Source organism: Pseudomonas sp. EA_105y_Pfl2_R69 (assembly GCF_963970915.1).
Lineage (GTDB): Bacteria > Pseudomonadota > Gammaproteobacteria > Pseudomonadales > Pseudomonadaceae > Aquipseudomonas.
Map to the genome: position 1 here is coordinate 284,410 of NZ_CAXAOO010000002.1, position 20,042 is coordinate 304,451.

The 20,042-nt window shown below is 61.6% G+C and carries 16 protein-coding genes; 2 read left to right on the forward strand and 14 right to left on the reverse strand.

Going from position 1 to position 20,042, the window contains the following annotated elements:
- Positions 1-45: 45 nt before the first annotated feature.
- From AACY13_RS07170 to puuE, 8 genes are all read right to left on the reverse strand, one after another.
- On the reverse strand, positions 46-918 hold the full coding sequence (locus tag AACY13_RS07170) for an outer membrane protein OmpK (RefSeq protein WP_339460374.1): 873 nt from the start codon (positions 916-918) through the stop codon (positions 46-48).
- Between the two features lie 94 nt (positions 919-1,012).
- The gene (locus AACY13_RS07175) at positions 1,013-2,509 is read right to left on the reverse strand and encodes a nucleobase:cation symporter-2 family protein (RefSeq protein ID WP_339460376.1); all 1,497 of its coding nucleotides are present in this window, start codon (positions 2,507-2,509) and stop codon (positions 1,013-1,015) included.
- A 297-nt stretch (positions 2,510-2,806) separates the two neighbouring features.
- Positions 2,807-4,156 (reverse strand): nucleobase:cation symporter-2 family protein, encoded by a 1,350-nt coding sequence (locus tag AACY13_RS07180; protein WP_339460377.1) that lies wholly within the window; start codon positions 4,154-4,156, stop codon positions 2,807-2,809.
- Between the two features lie 198 nt (positions 4,157-4,354).
- Positions 4,355-5,668, reverse strand: a complete 1,314-nt coding sequence (locus tag AACY13_RS07185) for a urate hydroxylase PuuD (RefSeq protein ID WP_339460379.1) — start codon at positions 5,666-5,668, stop codon at positions 4,355-4,357.
- A 47-nt stretch (positions 5,669-5,715) separates the two neighbouring features.
- Positions 5,716-6,219: an ureidoglycolate lyase gene (locus AACY13_RS07190; RefSeq protein ID WP_339460380.1), complete on the reverse strand. Its 504-nt coding sequence runs from the start codon at positions 6,217-6,219 to the stop codon at positions 5,716-5,718.
- A 59-nt stretch (positions 6,220-6,278) separates the two neighbouring features.
- The gene (alc, locus tag AACY13_RS07195) at positions 6,279-7,274 is read right to left on the reverse strand and encodes an allantoicase (protein ID WP_339460382.1); all 996 of its coding nucleotides are present in this window, start codon (positions 7,272-7,274) and stop codon (positions 6,279-6,281) included.
- A gap of 50 nt (positions 7,275-7,324) precedes the next feature.
- On the reverse strand, positions 7,325-7,840 hold the full coding sequence (gene uraD, locus AACY13_RS07200) for a 2-oxo-4-hydroxy-4-carboxy-5-ureidoimidazoline decarboxylase (RefSeq protein ID WP_339460383.1): 516 nt from the start codon (positions 7,838-7,840) through the stop codon (positions 7,325-7,327).
- Positions 7,837-8,766 (reverse strand): allantoinase PuuE, encoded by a 930-nt coding sequence (puuE, locus tag AACY13_RS07205; protein WP_339460384.1) that lies wholly within the window; start codon positions 8,764-8,766, stop codon positions 7,837-7,839. The genes uraD and puuE overlap by 4 nt, the downstream gene beginning before the upstream one ends.
- 416 nt (positions 8,767-9,182) lie before the next feature.
- Here puuE and uraH point away from each other — a divergent pair, with 416 nt between their 5' ends.
- Positions 9,183-9,536, forward strand: a complete 354-nt coding sequence (uraH, locus tag AACY13_RS07210) for a hydroxyisourate hydrolase (RefSeq protein WP_339460386.1) — start codon at positions 9,183-9,185, stop codon at positions 9,534-9,536.
- Between the two features lie 152 nt (positions 9,537-9,688).
- Here the strand turns inward: uraH and AACY13_RS07215 are convergent, their stop codons facing one another.
- Positions 9,689-10,315 (reverse strand): LysE family translocator, encoded by a 627-nt coding sequence (locus tag AACY13_RS07215; RefSeq protein ID WP_339460387.1) that lies wholly within the window; start codon positions 10,313-10,315, stop codon positions 9,689-9,691.
- A 66-nt stretch (positions 10,316-10,381) separates the two neighbouring features.
- Positions 10,382-11,731, reverse strand: a complete 1,350-nt coding sequence (locus AACY13_RS07220; protein ID WP_339460388.1) for an NCS2 family permease — start codon at positions 11,729-11,731, stop codon at positions 10,382-10,384.
- Positions 11,732-12,367: 636 nt separating this feature from the next.
- Here AACY13_RS07220 and AACY13_RS07225 point away from each other — a divergent pair.
- Positions 12,368-13,138 carry a GntR family transcriptional regulator gene (locus AACY13_RS07225; RefSeq protein ID WP_339460389.1) on the forward strand — a complete coding sequence of 257 codons (771 nt, stop codon included), beginning with the start codon at positions 12,368-12,370 and terminating at the stop codon, positions 13,136-13,138.
- Positions 13,139-13,302: 164 nt separating this feature from the next.
- Here the strand turns inward: AACY13_RS07225 and guaD are convergent, their stop codons facing one another.
- From guaD to xdhA, 4 genes are all read right to left on the reverse strand, one after another.
- On the reverse strand, positions 13,303-14,607 hold the full coding sequence (gene guaD, locus AACY13_RS07230) for a guanine deaminase (protein ID WP_339460390.1): 1,305 nt from the start codon (positions 14,605-14,607) through the stop codon (positions 13,303-13,305).
- A gap of 89 nt (positions 14,608-14,696) precedes the next feature.
- A complete protein-coding gene (gene xdhC / locus AACY13_RS07235) occupies positions 14,697-15,533 on the reverse strand; it encodes a xanthine dehydrogenase accessory protein XdhC (RefSeq protein ID WP_339460392.1) in 837 nt (278 codons plus the stop codon).
- A 261-nt stretch (positions 15,534-15,794) separates the two neighbouring features.
- Complete coding sequence (gene xdhB / locus AACY13_RS07240; RefSeq protein ID WP_339460394.1) at positions 15,795-18,188, reverse strand: xanthine dehydrogenase molybdopterin binding subunit; 2,394 nt, start codon at positions 18,186-18,188, stop codon at positions 15,795-15,797.
- Positions 18,181-19,635, reverse strand: a complete 1,455-nt coding sequence (gene xdhA / locus AACY13_RS07245) for a xanthine dehydrogenase small subunit (protein WP_339460395.1) — start codon at positions 19,633-19,635, stop codon at positions 18,181-18,183. The genes xdhB and xdhA overlap by 8 nt, the downstream gene beginning before the upstream one ends.
- Positions 19,636-20,042: the final 407 nt, after the last annotated feature.

Below are 20,042 nucleotides of genomic sequence, written 5' to 3' on the forward strand. Positions count from 1 at the left end.
CCTCTACTGTCCCGCTGCCGCCTACCCGGCAGCGGTCGAGTTCGCTTAGAAGTGGTACTTCACCAGCGCCTGCACGGCCGTCTGGTCGAAGCCACTGGTCGAGCCGTCGATGGGTTTGATGCCGTACTTGTTGTGCCACATGTTCAGCTCGGTGCCGACGTATAGTTTGCGCTCTTCGCCGAACAGCGACTTGCCGGCATCCCACTTGATCTGGATCGAGGAGCCTACCGAGGTCTGGGTACCGGCGTCCTTGGACGGCGCGCGCCAGTCGATATAGCCGTCGATCACGAAGTCCTGCTCGCCAATGGCAAACGGATAGGCACCGTTCACGGTCAGTTGGTAGGTGTGGCCGTTGCCCTTGTCCGATGCCTTGAAGTCATGGTCGAAGAAGATGTGGTTATTGACTTTCACCGCATACAGGTTGGCGTTCAGGTAGGCGAAGCCTGGCGCGTTCCAGGCCGTGCCGATGCCGTACAGGTAGTTCTCGGTACCTGGGCCGCCGTTGCCTTTTTCATAGGTAAAGGCCGCATACACATCCTTCAGTGGCCCGGCGGAGAGGTCCTGGCCGGTCAGCCAGCTGAGGCTGACGCGCGGCGAGAACTCCATGTAGTAGAAACTGCTCTTTTCGTCGATATCCAGGTTGCCGAAGTTGCTGCCACGGGCCTGGGCGTTGTCGGCATCGATGTAGTCGAGGAAGAAGAAGGTGTCGCCCCAGGTCCAGCCGCTGGCGTTTTCCAGGGTGAAGGTGCTCTGCGAGCGCTGTTCTTCGCCGTTGAAGTTCAGGCGCTGGAAGTTGCTCCCGTACAGGTAGGACAGGCTGGTGTCTTGCCAGAGGAAGGCCCCGTCGGCCACGGCGTGCTGGCCGCTAAGCAGGCCTGCGGAGAGGGCGATGCAGTGAGGCAGGTACTTCAGTTTCATTATATTTTCCTTATTTTTAGGACTTACAAGGTTGATCGACCCTGTGGCGAACCACAGGGCTGGACAGGGGAATACCTTGAGCGTGGCGGCCGGCTCAGCTCAGCCGGGTGTCCGCCTTGAACTCGTTGCCGAGCTGCTTGAGATTGGGGTCGTAGGCGTCGTCGTCCGGGCGGTTTTGCAGCACGGTATGCAGGTGCGCTTCCGGGTCGAACTCGCCTTCTTCCTGTTCCAGCTGTTCTTCCGGCAGGAACAGGTTGAGCAAAATGGCGCTGAAGGCCCCGATGGTGATGGGCGAGCCGAAGATGTTCTTCAGCGCATCTGGCATCTGCGACAGCACTTCTGGAACCGCGCCCACGCCCAGGCCCAGGCCCAGGGAGATGGCCACGATCAGCACATTGCGGCGGTGCAGGCCGGCCTCGGTAAGGATCTTGATCCCCGCCACGGCCACGGTGCCGAACATGATCAGGGTGGCTCCGCCGAGTACCGGCTTGGGCATCAGTTGCAGCACCGCGCCGACCGCCGGGAACAGGCCGAGCAGCACCAGCAGGCCGGCGATATAGAAGGCCACGTGGCGGCTTGCCACACCGGTGAGTTGGATCACCCCGTTGTTCTGGCTGAAGGTGGTCATCGGCAGGCTGTTGAACAGTGCCGCCATGGCCGAGTTGCAGCCGTCGGCGAGTACCCCGGATTTGATCCGGCGCATATACAGCGGACCTTTGACCGGCTGCTTGGAAATGATCGAGTTGGCGGTCAGGTCGCCCGCGGTTTCCAGCGGGGTGATCAGGAAGATCACGGCGATGGGCACGAAGGCCACCCAGTCGAAGTTGAAACCGAACTTGAAGGGCACCGGCACGCTAACCAGCGGCACCTGGGCCATATTGGCGAAGTCCACCTTGCCGGTGAACCAGGCCACGGTAAAGCCCAGGGCCAGGCCGATGATGACCGCCGACAGGCGCACCACCTGGGAGCTGAAGCGGTTGAGCAGCACGATGGTGCCCAGTACCAGGCCACCGAGGGCCAGGTGGTGCAGGGCACCCAGGTCAGGCGCGCCGTAGCCGCCGGCGATATCGGTCATGCCGACCTTGATCAGCGACAGGCCCATCAGGCAGATGATGGTGCCAGTGACCACGGGGGTGATCACCCGACGCAGCTTGTTGATGAACTGGCTGAAGGCGATCTCGACAAAGGCGGCGCAGAAGCACACGCCGAAGATGGTCGAGAGGATTTCTTCCTCGCTGCCGCCTCGGCCCTTGACGATAAAGCCGGCGCTGAGAATCACGCTGAGAAAGCCGAAGCTGGTGCCTTGCAGGCACAGCAGGCCGGAGCCGATCGGACCGATGCGCTTGGCCTGGATAAAGGTGCCGAGGCCGGAGACGAACAGCGCCATGCTGACCAGGTAGGGCACGTAGGCACCCAGGCCGAGCACATTGCCGATGATCAGGGTGGGGGTGATGATGCCGACGAAGCTGGCCAGTACATGCTGCAGCGCGGCGAAGATCGCCGGTGCGAAGGCCGGACAGTCATCCAGTTGGTAGATCAGGTCGTTGTTGGCCACAGGCGTAGCTGTGGTAGTGGTGCGGGTCGTGGTCATCTCATAGCCTGCCAGTTGTTTTTATACGGTCATGGGCTTGCACGAGGCTTCACGGCGCCTCTGTCTGACTGGAAAGAAATCTGTCTAACCGGTCAGAATGATCCGACTATAGCAATTTGTTTACAGCCTTAAAAACAATTTATTTGTGAATTGTGCACAATAATTTGACCGCTAGTCTGATAACCACTCGCCGGCTACCGGCTGGGTCAAGGCGCAGGCGGCGCGCGGCCGTTCAGGAGGGGATAGAGCCCGTGGCCCCGCCGGGAGAATGGCGGGGCGCTACGCTGAGCTGGGCTGTCAGTGATGGCTGGGCGAGCTGCTCAGGGCGGCACGTTCTGCACCCCCGAGGATATTGAACAGCAGATTCAGCGACACGGCGCTGAGGGTGGCCATGGCGATGCCGCTGTGGGTAATGGGTTCCAGCCAGTGCGGCAGTTGCGCGAAGAATTCCGGACGCACCACCGGGGCCAGGCCCATGCCGATACTGACCGCGACCAGCAACTGGTTGCGGCGGTCGGCGATATCGGCCTCCTGAAGGATCTTGATCCCGGTGGCTGCGACCATGCCGAACATGGCGATGCCGGCACCGCCGAGCACCGCGGGCGGAATCGAGGCGACCAGGTAGGCGGCCTTGGGCAGCAGGCTGAGGCCGACCAGGATCATCCCGGCCGCCGCCGTGACATAGCGGCTGCGTACCCCGGTCATCTGCACCAGGCCAATATTCTGGGCAAAGGAGGAGTGGGTGAAGGTGTTGAAGATGCCCGCGAAGAACGACGCGCCGGCATCACACAACAGGCCACGGCGCAGCATGCCGGGCGTGACCTCTTTCCCCGTGATCTTGCCTAGGGCGAGGAACATGCCGGTGGACTCGACGAAGATGATCACCACCACCAGGCACATGGAAAGGATCGGTGCTAGGTGAAACTCGGGCATGCCGAAATGCATGGGTTTGACCACGGCAAACCAGGCGCTCTGCTGCAGGCCGCTGAGGTCGACCATGCCCAGGCCGCCAGCCACTAAGTAGCCGACCAGCATACCGATCAGCACCGAGACATTGACCCAGAAACCCCGCATAAAGCGATTGATTAGCAAGATGGTCAACAGCACCAGGGCGGCGATAGCCAGGTATTGCAGGGCCCCGAACTGGCTTGCCGCACTGCCGCCGCCGGCCCAGTTGAGCGCCACCGGGAACAGCGACAGGCCGATGGCGGTGATCACGGTGCCGGTTACCAGGGGCGGGAAGAAATGCACGATGCGCGACATAAAGGGGGCGATCAGCATGCCGAAGAAGCCTGCGGCGATGGTGGCACCGAAGATTCCCGGCAGGCCGATCCCCGGCGCGCCGGCCATGGCCACCATGCTGCCGACGGCGGCAAAACTGGCCCCCATCATCACCGGCATGCGAATGCCCATGGGGCCGATGCCCAGCGATTGCACCAGGGTGGCGATACCGGCCACCAGCAGGTCGGCGGTGATCAGAAAGGCCACCTCTTCGCGGGACAGGCCCACGGCCTCGCCGATGATCAAGGGCACAGCGACGGCACCGCCATACATCAGCAGTACATGTTGGACGCTCACCAGAATCATCTGCAGCAGGGGCAGGCGTTGATCGACCGCGCAGGTCGAAGTTGAATTCAACTGAGTCATGCAATACCTCGGGCGCTTTTATTTTTTTAAGTCGCTGGTGCTCCGTGCGCCTGACGCTCGGCTCGAGCCGGCCCTACGGATCGCGGGTATGGCAGGGCACCTGGGTGCCGCTGCTGGTGCGTACTTGCAGCCTCGCGGGCGAGGAATGTTGCGGATAAAGAAATGCCGCGCCTAGGTATGGCGCGGCATTCGGGTGGATCAGTTGAGCTGTGCGCCCTGGTCGATCCAGGCTCCGATCAGGTCACGCTCGTCCTGGGTCATCTGGGTGATATTGCCCAGCGGCATGATCTGCGAGGCGACGCTTTGCGCGTGGATTTTCGCGGCCTGCGCCTTGATCTGCTCCGGCGTGTCGAGGATGAAGCCGGCAGGCGGTGCACTGAACATCGGGCTGCTTGGCGTGGCCGAGTGGCACACGCTGCAACGTTCCTTGATCACGCTGTTGACCTGGGTAAAGTCGCCTTCGCCAGTTGCAGCTACAGCAGCGGCGCTGGGCTCGGCAGGTGTGGCTTCTGCCGGCTCGACAGGCTTGGCCGCCTGCGGGGTGCCACTGACGCCAGTGGCCGGTACCGGGGCATATTTGATCACGGCGGCCTGGGGCGCGTCGGTCGCTATCGACTTCATTTGCGGACCGGTGACAAACGCCAGGCAGATCATGCCCAGGGCAGCGGCAGGCAGTGTCCAGACATATTTGCTGCTGTCATGGCGGGTGTTGAAGTAGTGACGTACCAGTACCGCCAGCATCGCGATGCCCGCCAGGATCAGCCAGTTGTACTGGCTGCCGTAGGTGCTCGGGAAGTGGTTGCTGATCATGATGAACAGCACCGGCAGGGTGAAGTAGTTGTTGTGGCGCGAACGCAGCAGACCCTTGGCCGGCAGCGCCGGGTCAGGGGTGGTGTTGTCTTCGATGGCCTTAACCAGCGCGCGCTGGGCCGGCATGATGGTGAAGAACACGTTGCCGACCATGATGGTGCCGATAATCGCGCCGACATGGATATAGGCGGCGCGGCCGCTGAAAATCAGGTTGAAGCCATAGGCGGCGGCGATCAGCAGCACGAACAGCACGGCACCGAGCAGGGCCGGGCGCTTACCCAGAGGCGAATCACAGAGGAAGTGGTAGGCCACGTAACCGGCAATCATCGAGCCGAAGCCGATGGCAATGGCCATTTCCGGGGCCAGGTCGACGCCAGGTTTGACCAGGTACAGGCTGGGGTTGAGGTAGTAGACCACTAGCATCAGGGCCACGCCCGACAGCCAGGTGGCATAGGCCTCCCATTTGAACCAGTGCAGGTTCTCCGGCATTTTCGGCGGGGCCAGTTTGTATTTTTCCAGGTGGTAGATACCGCCACCGTGGATCGCCCAGAGGTCGCCGGCCAGCCCTTCGCGCGGGTTGGAGCGGTTGAGGTTGTTTTCCAGCCAGACGAAATAGAAGGATGCGCCGATCCAGGCGATGCCGGTGATCATATGGATCCAGCGAATGCCCAGGTTCAGCCACTCAGTAAAATGCGCTTCCACAATCAGTACCTCTTTCCCAGTGCCGGCACGCCGGTGCTGGGCTTCTCTTATTGGTGGGGGGCGAGGAGCAGTTGCTCGTCGTCGGTAAAGAAATGCTCATCGCAGTTGTTGCCGGAACCACTGCGATCAACCACCAGGAAGTCATCCCGCTTTTCGATCGTCAGCACCGGATGGTGCCAGACGCCGCGATGGTAATTAATGCCCTGCCTGCCGTTGCTGCGGAAGGCGCGGACCAACTCCGACTCAGGTGCATCGCCAACTGGCGCGACCACAATCAGAAAGGGGTTGCCGAGCAGCGGAATAAACGCCTGACTGCCCTGCGGATGGCGCTCCAGCATGCGAATGGTCAGCGGCATATCCAGGGCCTCGGCACTGAAGATGCTGATGATCGCCTTATCCTCTGGCTGTGCGGTCTCGACCGTGGCCAGTTTGTGATAACGGCGAGTGGAGCCATTGTTGATCATGAAGAATTCGTTGCCTTCGGTTTCGATAACGTCACCAAAGGGGGCGAAGGCTTCTTTGCTCAGCGGCTCGATGATCAATTTGCGCATGTTGGTCTTCTTGTTCGTTCGTTTATGCCCCTCTCCCAATGGGAGAGGGGTTTATTGGCTTACTTGGCGACTTTGCCGAACAGGCGCAGGCGGCTGATACCGCCGTCTGGAAACACGTTCACCCGTACGTGGGTGATTGGGCCCAGGGCCTTGATCTGCTCGCTGAACTCGTGCTCGGCGTGCATCTGCAGTTTCTGGCTTGGCAGCAGTTCGCGCCAGAACAGGCTCTGGGTCTCGATCTGGCTGTCGGTGCCGCCCTTGACGAAGGCCGCCTGGATCGAGCAGCTGTCCGGGTAGTTGCCCTTGAAGTGCAGGGTGTCGACGACGACGCGTTCGATCTCGCCAGGATGGCCGAGGGCGACGATCACCCAGTCGTTACCCGGGGTACGCCGGCGGGCGGTTTCCCAGCCGTCGCCCATGTTGATGCCACGGCCCGGGTTGAGGATGTTGCTCATGCGGCCGAAGTGTTCGTCCGAGCAGGCCAGGGCGCGACCGCCATTCAGTGCAGCGGCCAGGTCGATCTGCTCATTGTCGCCGACGTTGCTCCAGTCGCGGAACGGCACGCCGTACACACGCAGACGGGCGACACCACCGTCTGGGTAGATGTTGAAGCGCAGGTGAGTGAACGCCTGGGCATTGGTGATTTCATGGTAGTGGTGGTTGTTGCCTTGCAGCTCTACTGCGCCCAGCACTTCGCTCCACTCGGTGGCGTCGCTCGGGTCGCCTTCGGCGACGAAGCAGCCTTCCAGGGACGCCGACGGCGGGAAGTTACCGGTGAAGAAGCTGGTGTCGATGTCCACACCCTTGATCGAGCCTGGCACGCCCAGGCGGATTACCGCGCTGTCGTAACCTTCGAAACGCTTGCGGCGCGATTCCCAACCATCCATCCACTTGCCGTTGTCATCGAACACGCCCTCCTTCCATACGGCCGGGGTCGGCTGGAACAGACGGTTAACGTCGGCGAACCAGTCGTCGGTGACCGAGATGGCCTGGGTGCCCAGGCGTGCGTCGGCGAGGTTGACGTATTTCTCAAAGGGTACGGCGTAAGCTTTCATGAATTGTCTGCCTTAGATGGTGGCGTTGGGGAGGGCGGAGGGCTTGCGGCCTAGAGCTGCAGCAAGCGAAACAGCGCGATCTTGTTGATCTCGGCCAGGGCGCAGGCGAACTCCTGCTCCGGGGAGTTGTGAATACGCTCCTCGAAGGCCGCCAGGATCTGGTGCCGATTGCTGCCTTTCACCGCCATGATGAAGGGGAAGCCGAACTTCGCCTTGTAGGCATCGTTCAGTTCGGTAAAGCGGGCGAACTCTTCTGCAGTACAGGCGTGAATGCCCGCACCGGCCTGCTCCGAGGTGGAGGAGGCTGTCAGCTCACCACGTACGGCTGCCTTGCCGGCCAGGTCCGGGTGAGCATTGATCAGCGCCAGCTGTGCGGCATGGCTGGCACTGAGCAACAGGTCGGCCATGCGCTGATGCAGGCCGTCGATCTGGTTGATGCTGTCGTCTTGACCGAGGTCAAAGGCCTTCTCGGCGACCCAGGGCGAGTGCTCGTAGATATCGGCGAAGACCTTGACGAAATCTTCACGGCTCAGGCTCGACGGGGTCAGGGTCTGAAAGCGGCTCATTTGCTGTTCTCGCTAAAAGGGTGGGTGGCGTGCCAGTGGCGGGCGATATCGACGCGGCGGGCGCACCAGACTTTTTCGTGGCCTTTGACGTACTCGATAAAGCGCGCCAGGGCGGCGATGCGCGCCGGGCGGCCGAGCAGGCGGCAGTGCATGCCAATCGAGAGCATCTTCGGCGCGCCGGCGACGCCTTCGGCGTAGAGCACATCGAAGGCGTCCTTGAGGTACTGATAGAAGTCGTCGCCGGTATTGAAACCCTGCACCTGGGTAAAGCGCATGTCGTTGGTGTCCAGGGTGTAGGGGATCACCAGGTGCGGCTTGGCCGCGGTGCTGGCGGCGTCCCAGTAGGGCAGGTCGTCGTCGTAGGTGTCGGAGTCGTAGAGGAAGCCGCCTTCCTCCATGACGATGCGCCGGGTATTCGGCCCGGTGCGGCCGGTGTACCAGCCCAGCGGGCGCTCGCCGGTGAGGTCGGTGAGGATGCGGATGGCTTCGAGCATATGCTCGCGCTCTTCGGCTTCACTCATGTATTGGTAGTCGATCCAGCGGTAGCCGTGGCTGCAGATCTCGTGGCCGGCAGCAGCCATGGCCCTGATTGCATCGGGATGGCGCTGGGCGGCCATGGCAACGGCGAAGATGGTCAGCGGGATATCGTGCTGCTGGAATAACTTGAGCAGGCGCCAGACGCCGGCACGGCTGCCATACTCGTAGATCGATTCCATGCTCATATTGCGCGCGCCTTGCAGCGGCTGGGCAGAGACCATCTCGGAAAGAAAGGCCTCGGATTCCTTGTCGCCGTGCAGCACGTTGCGTTCGCCGCCTTCTTCGTAATTGAGGACGAACGACAGGGCGATACGCGCATCATTCGGCCAGTGCGGATGGGGCGGGTTGTTGGCGTAACCGATCAGGTCGCGTGGGTAGTCAGCGCTCACTGCAGTCTTCCTTCTTGGTGTTGTGCGGTCACTGGGTTGGCCCTGGACAGGGTAGGTAACCGCGATGAGTCAATTGTATACAAAGTGTGCCGCATTTTGTAAATCGAAAATTTACCTATTTTGTAAAAAGACACGCCTCAGCAGAACCAAAAAGCTCTGAGCCCCAATCTGTAGTACGTGTGGCCCCTGCAACTCTGGCGAATTTATGCCCTGGTAAGCAGGTGGCGGCTGTGCGGGAACGGGGTTTAAGATATTGTGTACAATTATCTTGAAAAGTGTCTTATATTGTATTTGCGGCATGCTATGCTGCTAGCAGGTCAAGGCCGCCAAAGCCTGAGTAATCTGTCGAATTCACTACAAGTAGAGGAGGTGTGGTGCCTGCCTGGGTCTTTGCTCAGCGTAGACGCCCCTAACCGATGGGACGATTGACTACACATGTTCTAGATGCCGCGCACGGCTGCCCCGGCAGCGCCCTGAAGATCGAGCTATACCGCGTCGAAGGGGCTCAGCTGGAGTTGCTTAACAGCGTGCAGACCAACAGCGATGGCCGCTGCGATGCGCCGGTGCTGCAGGGCGATGACTACCGCACGGGCGTCTACCAGCTGCATTTCCATGCCGGCGACTATTACCGTGCGCGTGGCGTTGCCCTGCCTGATCCGGCCTTTCTCGATGTAGTGGTGCTGCGCTTCGGTATCGATGCCGGCCAGGAGCACTACCACGTGCCGCTGCTGATTTCCCCATACAGCTACTCCACCTACCGCGGTAGCTGATAGCGAATGCTTGTCACCCTCTGACTCATTCAAGAGTCCCTGGCCCGCCCACACTGCGGGCTTTTTTTTGCCTGCAATTTGAGGTGTTGGCCGGGGAGGGGGCTTGGGCTGCGCGAAGCCAAACAACGGGCTTCGCGGGTTCAGCAATAACGCTAGCGGCTAAGCAGCGAGGCAGCGCCCGCGCCGCCGAACAAGCCCGCGCTGATGCGGTTGAACCACACCTGGCCCTTGCCGGAACGCAGGTAGCGTGCCGCGCCCTGGGCACTGAGGCCGTAGAACAGCTTGCAGGCCAGATCGAGTACCGCCCAGGTGGCGATCATCACCAGCAGCTGGCTGATCATGGGCCGCTCGGCACTGATAAATTGCGGCAGAAACGCCGCGAAGAACAGGATGTCCTTGGGGTTGCTCGCGCCCAGGCCGAAGGCCTTCCAGAACATGCTGCGAAAGCCTGGGTTGACCGGTTGCTCCTCGGCCGTCACCGGCTTGGCGGCCTTGCGCGATTCTTGCCAGCTTTGCCAGGCGAGATAGAACAGGTACAGCGCGCCGACCATCTTCAGCAGGCCGAACAGCTGTTCCGAGGCCAGCAGCAGTGCCCCGAGCCCCAGGGCCGAAGCGCTGAGCAGGCAGATCGAGGCCGACACGCCGCCGATAAAGGCCGGCAGCGAGCGACGCAGGCCATAGTTCAGGCTGTTGCTGACCATCAAAAGCGACAGCGGCCCGGGGATCAGAATCACCACCAGTGCAGCGCTTGCGAACAACAGCCAGGTTTCCAGGCTCATTTCCTATTCTCCAGATGTGGAAAAGCCCCGACGCGCGCGCCGGGGCTGGTGACTACCAGGCTTTCCTTAAAGGAAGGCGAACTTGGCGATAAAGATAATGCACAGAACGTACAGGCTTAGCGATACCTTGTCGCGCTGACCGGTCAGCAGCTTCAGCGTCGCGTAGGTCAGGAAGCCCAGGGCAATGCCGTTGGCGATGGAGAAGGTCAGCGGCATCATCACCACGGTGACGATCGCCGGGATGGTGTCGGTGTGATCCTTCCAGTCGATATGCGCCATGCCGCTCATCATCAGCATCGCGACGTAGATCAACGCACCGGCGGTGGCGTAGGCGGGGATCATGCCGGCCAGCGGAGCGAAGAACATCGCTGCGAGGAACAGCAGGCCAACGGTGACGGCGGTCAGGCCGGTGCGACCACCTGCGGCGACGCCCGCAGCGCTTTCTACATAGCTGGTGACAGGCGGGCAGCCGACCAGGGAGCCGATAACGCTGGAGGTACTGTCTGCTTTCAGGGCTTGCGACAGGTTCTGAATCTTGCCGTCCGCATCGACCAGGTTGGCGCGGTGAGCGACGCCCATCAGGGTGCCGGCGGTGTCGAACATATTGACGAAGAGGAACGACAGAACCACGCTGATCATCGAGATCTGGAAGGCTCCGGCGATATCCATGGCCAGGAAGGTCGGGGCCAGGCTTGGTGGCATCGACACCAGGCCGCCGTATTCGACCAGGCCCATGGCCCAGCCGATGGCAGTTACGCCGAGCATGCTGAAGAGGATGGCACCGAACACATTGCGGTGGCTGAGTACGGCAATCATCAGGAAGCACACGGCCGCGAGGATGGCGTTGGGTTCACCGAACGAGCCCATGGTCAGCAGGGTAGCCGGGCTGTCGACGACGATGCCGGCGGTCTTCAGGCCGATCAGCCCGAGGAATAATCCAACCCCGGCACCCATGGCAAAGCGCAGGCTCATGGGGATACTGTTGAGCAGCCACTCGCGGATGCGTGACAGACTCATGATCATAAACAGGATGCCAGAGAGGAATACCGCGCCGAGGGCGGTCTCCCAGCTGTAGCCCATGTCTCCGACCACGGTAAAGGTGAAGAAAGCGTTCAGGCCCATGCCTGGTGCCAGGCCGACTGGCCAGTTGGCGTACAGGCCCATCAGGAAGCAGCCGAGGGCCGCACCTACGCAGGTCGCAACAAAGGCTGCGCCCTGGTCAACACCGGCTATCGCCATGATGCTGGGGTTGACGAAGATGATGTAAACCATGGTGAAGAAGGTGGTGATGCCTGCAATCAGCTCGGTCTTGATGCTGGTGCGGTGTTCGGTCAGCTTGAAGAATCGGTCGAGCAGACCGGTTTTCAGCAGCCCTTGGGCGTGCGTCGCATGTTGTTCTTGTTTAGCGCTTTCCACAGTGGGTACTCCTCATCTCTTGTTGTGTACCACCCAGAGCCTGTGCTGCGCACGGTTTCGGCTCTCTGAGGCAGATGGTGCGTTGCGGTGTGCTTGTCGGCTTGGTTGTTGACCTAGCAGTCAGGAAATCACACTGTCGCGATTATGCGTTTGTATACAAAAAAAGCAAATAATGTTTTTGCCGTGGTTTTGTATCTGGCGTTGAATTGTTGTGCTGTGCCGATACGGAAATTTCATGCTTATTCGCATGCCTAAATTTATATTAAGCTAATAAAATCAATGACATGTGTGTTTGTCATGGAATCGCCCAGGTATCTCGACTGGTCGCGCCAGGAATTTTTGAGGCGTTTCTGGTCGGGCGCTAAGGCGATTAATTGCTACAGAGTGAGGCTGCTTAGAAGAAATAAATTTACCGAATCTGCTCACTCGGGAGACGAGGGACATGAGCGCGACCGACACAGGTTCTAGGTGGGTTCGGGTTGTTGCGCCGACGGTGTACGAACTGGTCACATTGTGTACAATGCAAGGGCATTTTATCTGTAACTTTTCCGCTATGCGCTGCTGGCCCCGACCGGCAGGTAGCCAGCAGAAGGGTTGCCCGAGTAGAAACCGCCAGACTTTTTCACGCGAGTCAGAATGAACGAACAATTGCAGCCCCTAAAGAAGCAGTCGCGCGAAGGCAAAAGCACTCGCAGCGGGACTCAGGACGATGTCGTTTACGCGCATATTTTCGATGCCATTCTTGAGCAACGCCTGGCCCCCGGTACCAAACTCAGCGAAGAAGCCCTGGGTGAGATTTTCGGTGTCAGCCGCACCATTATTCGCCGTGCCCTGTCGCGCCTGGCCCACGAGGGCGTGGTGCTGCTGCGGCCTAACCGCGGCGCGGTGGTTGCCAGCCCAGGGGCGGAAGAGGCCAAGCAGATTTTCTATGTACGGCGCATGATCGAGCGCGCCATCACCGAGTTGGCCTGCAAGAACGCCACAGCCGAGCAGATCGCCTGCTTGCGTCAGATGGTGATCGACGAGCGCGAGTGCTTCGCCCGCGGTGATCGCGGCATGGGGATTCGCCTGTCCGGCGAGTTCCACCTGAAGCTGGCTGAGGCGGCGGGCAATCAGACCCTACTGGGGTTTCTGCGCAGCCTGATTTCGCAGACCTCGCTGATCATCGCCCTGTACGAGAGCAACAGCCGCACCCACTGCTCGGATGCCGAACACGACCAGGTGATCGATGCGATCGAGGCGGGCGATGTGGCGGTGGCCGTCGACCTGATGATGCGCCATATGGACAGCGTCGATGCCAAGCTCAATCTGGATGGCGAAACCGCCTCCGATGATCTGCATGCGGTGTTTTCCCACCTGTTGCCCAGCAGCAAGAAGAAACCGGGACGCAGCAGCGCCAATCGCTGATCGCCAGGCAGGCCGAGATAAAAAAGCCCCGCAACCTGAGTTGCGGGGCTTTTTTATGTCTGTGTTGCAGCGATGTGCGATGCGATTACAGAGTTCAGGGCTGATTAGTCCCTGCTCAGGCAGGAGAGAAGTTAGCCGGCCTCGATTTTCCTCTCCCCAGCGGCTCAGTCCCGGCGGTGTACCGACTGGCCGGCGGCGAAGGTTTCCTTGATCGCGCGATCGTCGCCGAGCATGGTCAGGGCGAACAGCTTCTCGTCCAGGCTCTTGGCCTGCTGCATGCGGTAGCTGATCAGCGGGGTGGCGTTGTAGTCGAGCACCACGAAGTCCGCATCCTTGCCGGGGGTGAAGTTGCCGATCTTGTCGTCCAGGTACAGCGCCTCGGCACCGCCCAAGGTGGCCAGGTACAGCGACTTGAACGGGTCGAGCTTCTTGCCCTGCAACTGCATGATCTTGTACGCCTCGTTCAGCGATTGCAGCTGGCTGAAGCTGGTGCCGGCACCGACATCGGTACCCAGGCCGACGCGCACGCCGTGGGCTTCGAGCTTGTTCAGGTCGAACAGGCCGCTGCCGAGAAACAGGTTGGAGGTCGGGCAGAAGGCCACAGCCGAGCCGGTTTCGGCCAGACGCTGGCATTCCGCATCGCATAGATGCACGCCGTGGGCGAACACCGCGCGCGGGCCGATCAGCTTGAAGTGGTCGTAGACGTCCAGGTAGCCCTTGCGCTCGGGGAACAGCGCCTTGACCCACTCGATCTCCTGGCGGTTCTCCGACAGGTGGGTGTGCATATACAGGTCCGGGTACTCGCCGAGCAGCTTGCCGGCCAGGCTCAGTTGCTCCGGCGTGCTGGTCGGGGCGAAGCGTGGGGTGACCGCGTAGTGCAGGCGGCCTTTGCCGTGCCAGCGCTCGATCAGCTCCTTGCTGTCGGCGTAGCCGGATTCCGGGGTGTCGGTCAGGTAATCCGGGGCGTTGCGGTCCATCAGCACCTTGCCGGCGATCATCCGCAGGTTCAGCGCGCAGGCCACCTCGAAGAAGGCGTCCACCGATTGCTTGTGCACGCTGCCGAACACCAGGGCGGTGGTGGTGCCATTGCGCAGCAGCTCCTTGAGGAAGATCCCGGCCACGTCTGCGGCGTGGGCCTTGTCTTCGAACTGGCGCTCGGTGGGGAAGGTGTAGGTGTTCAGCCAATCCAGCAACTGCTCGCCGTAGGAGGCGATCATCCCGGTTTGCGGGTAGTGGATATGGGTGTCGATAAAACCGGGGGTGATCAGCGCATCCTGATACTCGGTAACCTCGAGGCCCTTGAGCGTCGGCAGCAGCTCGGCGGCGGAGCCGACCTTGACCACCTGGCCGTCCTCGACCAGGAGGATGCCGTCCTCGAAGTATTGATAGGAGTGCTCGACGCCGACCACGGCAGGGTCGGCGAGGCTGTGCAGGATGGCGGCGCGGTAGGCTTTGACGGCGTTGGTCATCGGTTACATCTCGATCATGCGTAGGGTGCGCCGTGCGCACCGGGTTCAATGGGATATTGGTGCGCGCGGCCTAGGCGGCCCCGCACACCCTACGGAGTGGCGCGGCGCGAAGCGGGCAGCAGCTTGGCGACGCTGCTCTCGCCTTTTTTTACGTCCTGGCCGAAGGCGGCGTTGTAGGTGGCGATCACCTCGCCGGCGATGGACACGGCAATTTCGATCGGCAGCTTGCCTTTGACTTCCGCCAGGCCCATGGGGCAGCGCATGCGCGCCATCAGTGCTTCGTCGAAGCCGCGTTCACGCAGGCGATGCTCGAACTTGACGCGCTTGGTCTGCGAGCCGATCAGGCCGTAGTAAGCGAAGTCGCCACGCTTGAGAATGGCTGCGGTCAGCTCCAGGTCGAGCTGGTGATTGTGGGTCATAACGATGTAGTAGCTGCCGGGCGGCATATTCTCTACCTCATCGACCACTTCCTCGTTGACGATCTTTTCCGCACCGGCCGGAATCTGCTCGGGGAACTCGTTTTCCCGCGAGTCGATCCAGCGCACCTTGCACGGCAGGCTGGCGAGCAGCGGTACCAGGGCGCGACCGACATGGCCGGCACCGAACACGGCGATCTGCGCCTGGGGCTGACCCATGGGTTCGAACAGCAGCACGGTGGCACCGCCACAGCATTGGCCGAGGCTCGCACCCAGGCTGAAACGCTCCAGGCGGGTGTCCTGGCTGCGGCTTTGCAGCATCTCGCGGGCCAGCGCCATCGCCTTGTATTCCAGGTGACCGCCACCGATGGTCTCGAAGATGCGGTCGGTGGTGACCACCATTTTCGAGCCGGCGTTACGCGGGGTCGAGCCGCGTTCTTCGATGATGGTCACCAGCACGCAAGGTTGGCCTTGCTGCTGCAGGTCGGCGAGGGCGCTGATCCAGCTCATTTGCTCAGCCTCCAGGTTGGCGGCAGTTGTCCCGGGCGCGGCAGGCGCCAGTTGCTCGGCGACGGGTCCAGTATCGGAGCCGGCAGCGGCCGGGTCGGTTGGCTATTGGCTGCGGTGTGTTTTGTCATTGTTGTACACCTGTAGAGTGATTCGTCCACGGCCTTGGTGGAAAACGCTTCGCGGTTTTCCACCCTACGCGAGGTAGGGTGGATCGGGGCGCGTAACTGTCGCGCAGCACATCCACCAGATCGGCGGTTGGCGTTAGGCCGGTTCGGTCTCGGTCAGCAGGGCCTTGGCCGGTTGCTGCAGTTTCTTCATCTGTTCCACGCCCCAGAGCACGCGCTCCGGGGTGGCCGGGGCGTCGATCTGCGGTTGTACGCGGTAGTCGGCAAGGCTGGCCACGGCGTCTTTGATCGCGCACCACACGGCGATGCCGAGCATAAACGGCGGTTCGCCCACGGCCTTGGAGTGGAACACCGTGTCTTCCGGGTTCTTGCGGTTCTCCACCAGCTTGACCCGCAGGTCCAGCGGCATATCGGCGATGGCCGGTACCTTGTAGCTGGCCGGGCCGTTGGTCATCAGCTTGCCTTTGCCGTTCCACACCAGCTCTTCCATGGTCAGCCAGCCCATGCCCTGGACGAAGGCCCCTTCGACCTGGCCGATATCGATGGCCGGGTTCAGCGAAGCGCCGACGTCATGCAGGATGTCGGTGCGCAGCATCTTGTATTCGCCGGTCAGGGTGTCGACGATCACCTCGGCGCAGGCGGCACCATAGGCGAAGTAGTAGAACGGCCGGCCGGCGGCCTTGTCGCGGTCGTAATAGATCTTCGGCGTGCGATAGAAACCGGTGGAGGACAGCGACACCTGGGCGAAGTAGGCTTTCTGGATCACTTCCTCGAAACCGAGGAACAGATCGCGTACGCGCACCTGGCCGTTGCGGAATTCGACGTCTTCCGGAGTGACCTTGTACTCGCGCACGAGGAACTCGACCAGGCGCTGCTTGAGGGTCTCGGCGGCATTCTGCGCGGCCTTGCCGTTCAGGTCGGCACCGCTGCTTGCTGCGGTCGGCGAGGTGTTCGGCACCTTGTCGGTGTTGGTGGCGGTGATCTGGATGCGCGAGATATCGACCTGCAGCACCTCGGCGACGATCTGCGCGACCTTGGTGTTGAGGCCCTGGCCCATCTCGGTGCCGCCGTGGTTCAGGTGGATCGAACCGTCGGTGTAGATATGGATCAGCGCGCCGGCCTGGTTGAGGAAGGTGGCGGTGAAGCTGATGCCGAATTTCACCGGGGTCAGCGCCAGGCCTTTCTTCAGCACCGGGCTTTTGGCGTTGAACGCGCGGATTTCCTCGCGGCGCTTGGCGTACTCGCTACTTTCTTCCAGCTCGGCGGTCATCTCATGGATGACGTTGTGCTCGACCGTCTGGTGGTAGTGGGTGACGTTGCGCTCGGTCTTGCCGTAGTAGTTGGTCTTGCGCACTTCCAGCGGGTCTTTGCCCAGACTGCGGGCCACCGCGTCCATGATCTCCTCGATGGCGACCATCCCCTGCGGGCCGCCGAAGCCGCGGTAGGCAGTGTTCGAGGCGGTGTTGGTCTTGCAGCGGTGACCATTGATGGTGGCGTTGCCGAGGAAGTAGGCGTTGTCCGAGTGGAACATCGCGCGGTCGACGATGGAACCGGACAGGTCGGGCGAGTAGCCGCAGTTACCGGCAAGCTCGATTTCGATGCCATGCAACAAGCCGTCGTCGTCGAAGCCGACGTCGTATTCGACATAGAAGGGGTGACGTTTGCCGGTGATCTGCATGTCGTCGACGCGCGGCAGGCGCATCTTGGTCGGCCGCCCGGTCAGGTGAGCAATCACCGCACACAGGCACGCGGGGCCTGCTGCCTGGGTTTCCTTGCCGCCGAAACCGCCGCCCATGCGGCGCATGTCGATGACGATCTTGTGCATCGGCACGCCGAGCACTTCGGCCACCAACTTCTGCACCTCGGTGGCGTTCTGCGTCGAGGTGTAGACGATCATGCCGCCGTCTTCGCTGGGCATCACCGAGGAAATCTGGGTTTCCAGGTAGAAGTGTTCCTGGCCACCGATATGCAGGCTGCCTTGCAGGCGGCGCGGTGCAGTGGCCAATTTGGCGCTGGAGTTGCCGATCTTGTGTTGATGGCTGTCGAGGACGAAATGCTTCTTGCGCAGCGCATCGACCACGTCCAGCACAGGTTCCAGGTCTTCGTATTCGATAACCGCCGCCATCGCCGCCTTGCGCGCGGTTTCCAGGCTGTCGGCACCGACCGCGATCACCACCTGGCCGACATATTCGACCTTGCCGTCCGCCAGCAGCGGGTCACCAGCGACCACCGGGCCGATATCCAACTGGCCGGGTACGTCCTTGCTGGTGATGGCGATGGCCACGCCGGGAATCGCATAGCAGGGCGCGGTGTCGATGCTGACAATACGCGCGTGGGCGCGGTCGCTCATGCGGGCATAGACGTGCAGCTGGTTGGGGAATTCCAGGCGGTCGTCGACATACACAGCTTCGCCGGATACGTGCTTGTCCGCGCTCTCGTGCTTGACGCTGCGGCCGACGCCGGTGGTGATGTCGGCGCGGAACAGGGCGGCCAGTTCTTCCTGGGTTTTCAATACGTGATGGTTAGACATAGGCGGTCACCCGGGTTTCGACTTCGGGAGCTTGCAGCTCGAGGAAGAATTTACGCAGCAGGTTCTGCGCGGTGAGCAGGCGGTATTCCTTGCTGGCGCGGAAATCGCTCAGCGGCGTGAAATCCTCGGCCAGGGCGGCGCAGGCGCGTTCGATCTGCACCTGGTTGAACGGCGTACCCTTGAGTGCGGCTTCGCAGGCGGCGGCACGCTTGGGAGTCGCCGCCATGCCACCGAAGGCAATGCGCGCGTCCTGCACTACGCCGTCTTCGATACGCAGGTTGAAGGCGGCGCAGACCGCGGAAATGTCGTCGTCCAGGCGCTTGGACACTTTATAGGCGCTGAATGCCTGCTTGGGCTGCGCGCGCGGCACCATGATCTTCTCGATAAATTCGGCTTCCTGACGGGCAGTCACCTTGTAGTCGAGGAAGTACTCCTCGATCGGCAGGCTGCGCGTGTCGCTGCCTTTGCGCAGGACGATCTGCGCGCCCAGGGCGATCAGCAGCGGCGGGGCGTCGCCGATTGGCGAGGCGTTGCCGATGTTGCCGCCCAGGGTGCCCTGGTTGCGGATCTGCAAGGAGGCAAAACGGTGCAGCAGCTCGCCGAAGTCAGGGTATTCCTCGGCCAGCGCGGCATAGCAATCGGACAGCGAAGTCGCCGCGCCGATCTCGATATGTTCGGCGGTGACTTCCACGCGCTTCATCGCTTCGATATGGCCGACGTAGATCATCACCGGTAGTTCGCGGTGGAACTGGGTGACTTCCAGGGCCAGGTCGGTGCCGCCGGCGAGCAGGCGGGCCTCGGGATTGGCGGCGTAGAGGTCGGCCAGGTCGGCCACGGTCAGCGGCAGCAGGCAGCGCTTGTCGCCGCTATTGAGTTCGGCGGTATCGCGCGGGGCGATGGCCTTCAACTGCTCGACGGTCTGCGGCTCAAAGGCGTCGAACTGATCCGGTTGCTTCTGGCAGCAGGCCTGCTCGGCGGCATCGATAATCGGTCGGTAGCCGGTGCAGCGGCACAGGTTGCCGGCGAGGGCTTCCAGGGTGTCGGCCTTGTCGAAGCCGCTGCTGCCTGACGCGGCCCGGTTCTTCTGCAGGGCGAACAGCGACATGACGAAGCCCGGGGTGCAGAAGCCGCATTGCGAACCATGGCAGTCGACCATGGCCTGTTGCACGCTGTGCAGCCGGCCCTGGTGCTTGAGGTCTTCGACGCTGATCAGCTGTTTGCCGTGCAGGGACGAAACGAAGGTCAGGCAGGAGTTGAGCGTGCGATAACGCACGCGCTCGCCGTCCAGCTCGCCGACCACCACGGTGCAGGCACCGCAATCGCCGGAGGCGCAGCCTTCTTTGGTACCGGGTTTGCCGGCGTGCTCGCGCAAGTACTGGAGCACTGTGACGTTGGGGTCCAGGGCATGCTCGGTGCGCAGCTCCCGGTTGAGTAAAAACTGGATCAAGGACGACCTCCAGGCACTTTATTGTTCTCGTATCAGGCTCTGCTGAAACGGCTGGGCACGATGGCACAGCGTTTCCACACGGCTTGGCATGGGGCAAATCTAGAGTTTTCTGACTTTAGGGTCAACAAATATTTGACTCTGTGGTCAGGTGTTTGTCATGCGATTTGGTTATGAGCCTGCCGAGAGCAAGGAGATGACTTAAGGCTAGCCGGTTTTATGCCAACAACGCCCTGGCGCGGGGGGATTGCTGTCGGAGAGCCTGAGATACAAAAAAGCCCCAAGGGCGAATGCCGTTGGGGCTTTTAAGTGAAGGCCGGTTCTAGGAGCCTGTCAGACTTAACACTGTCCTACTGCGGAAAAGCCGGATTTGGCCATTTTTTCCGCTCTTTCTCGTTAAATAGCTCGCT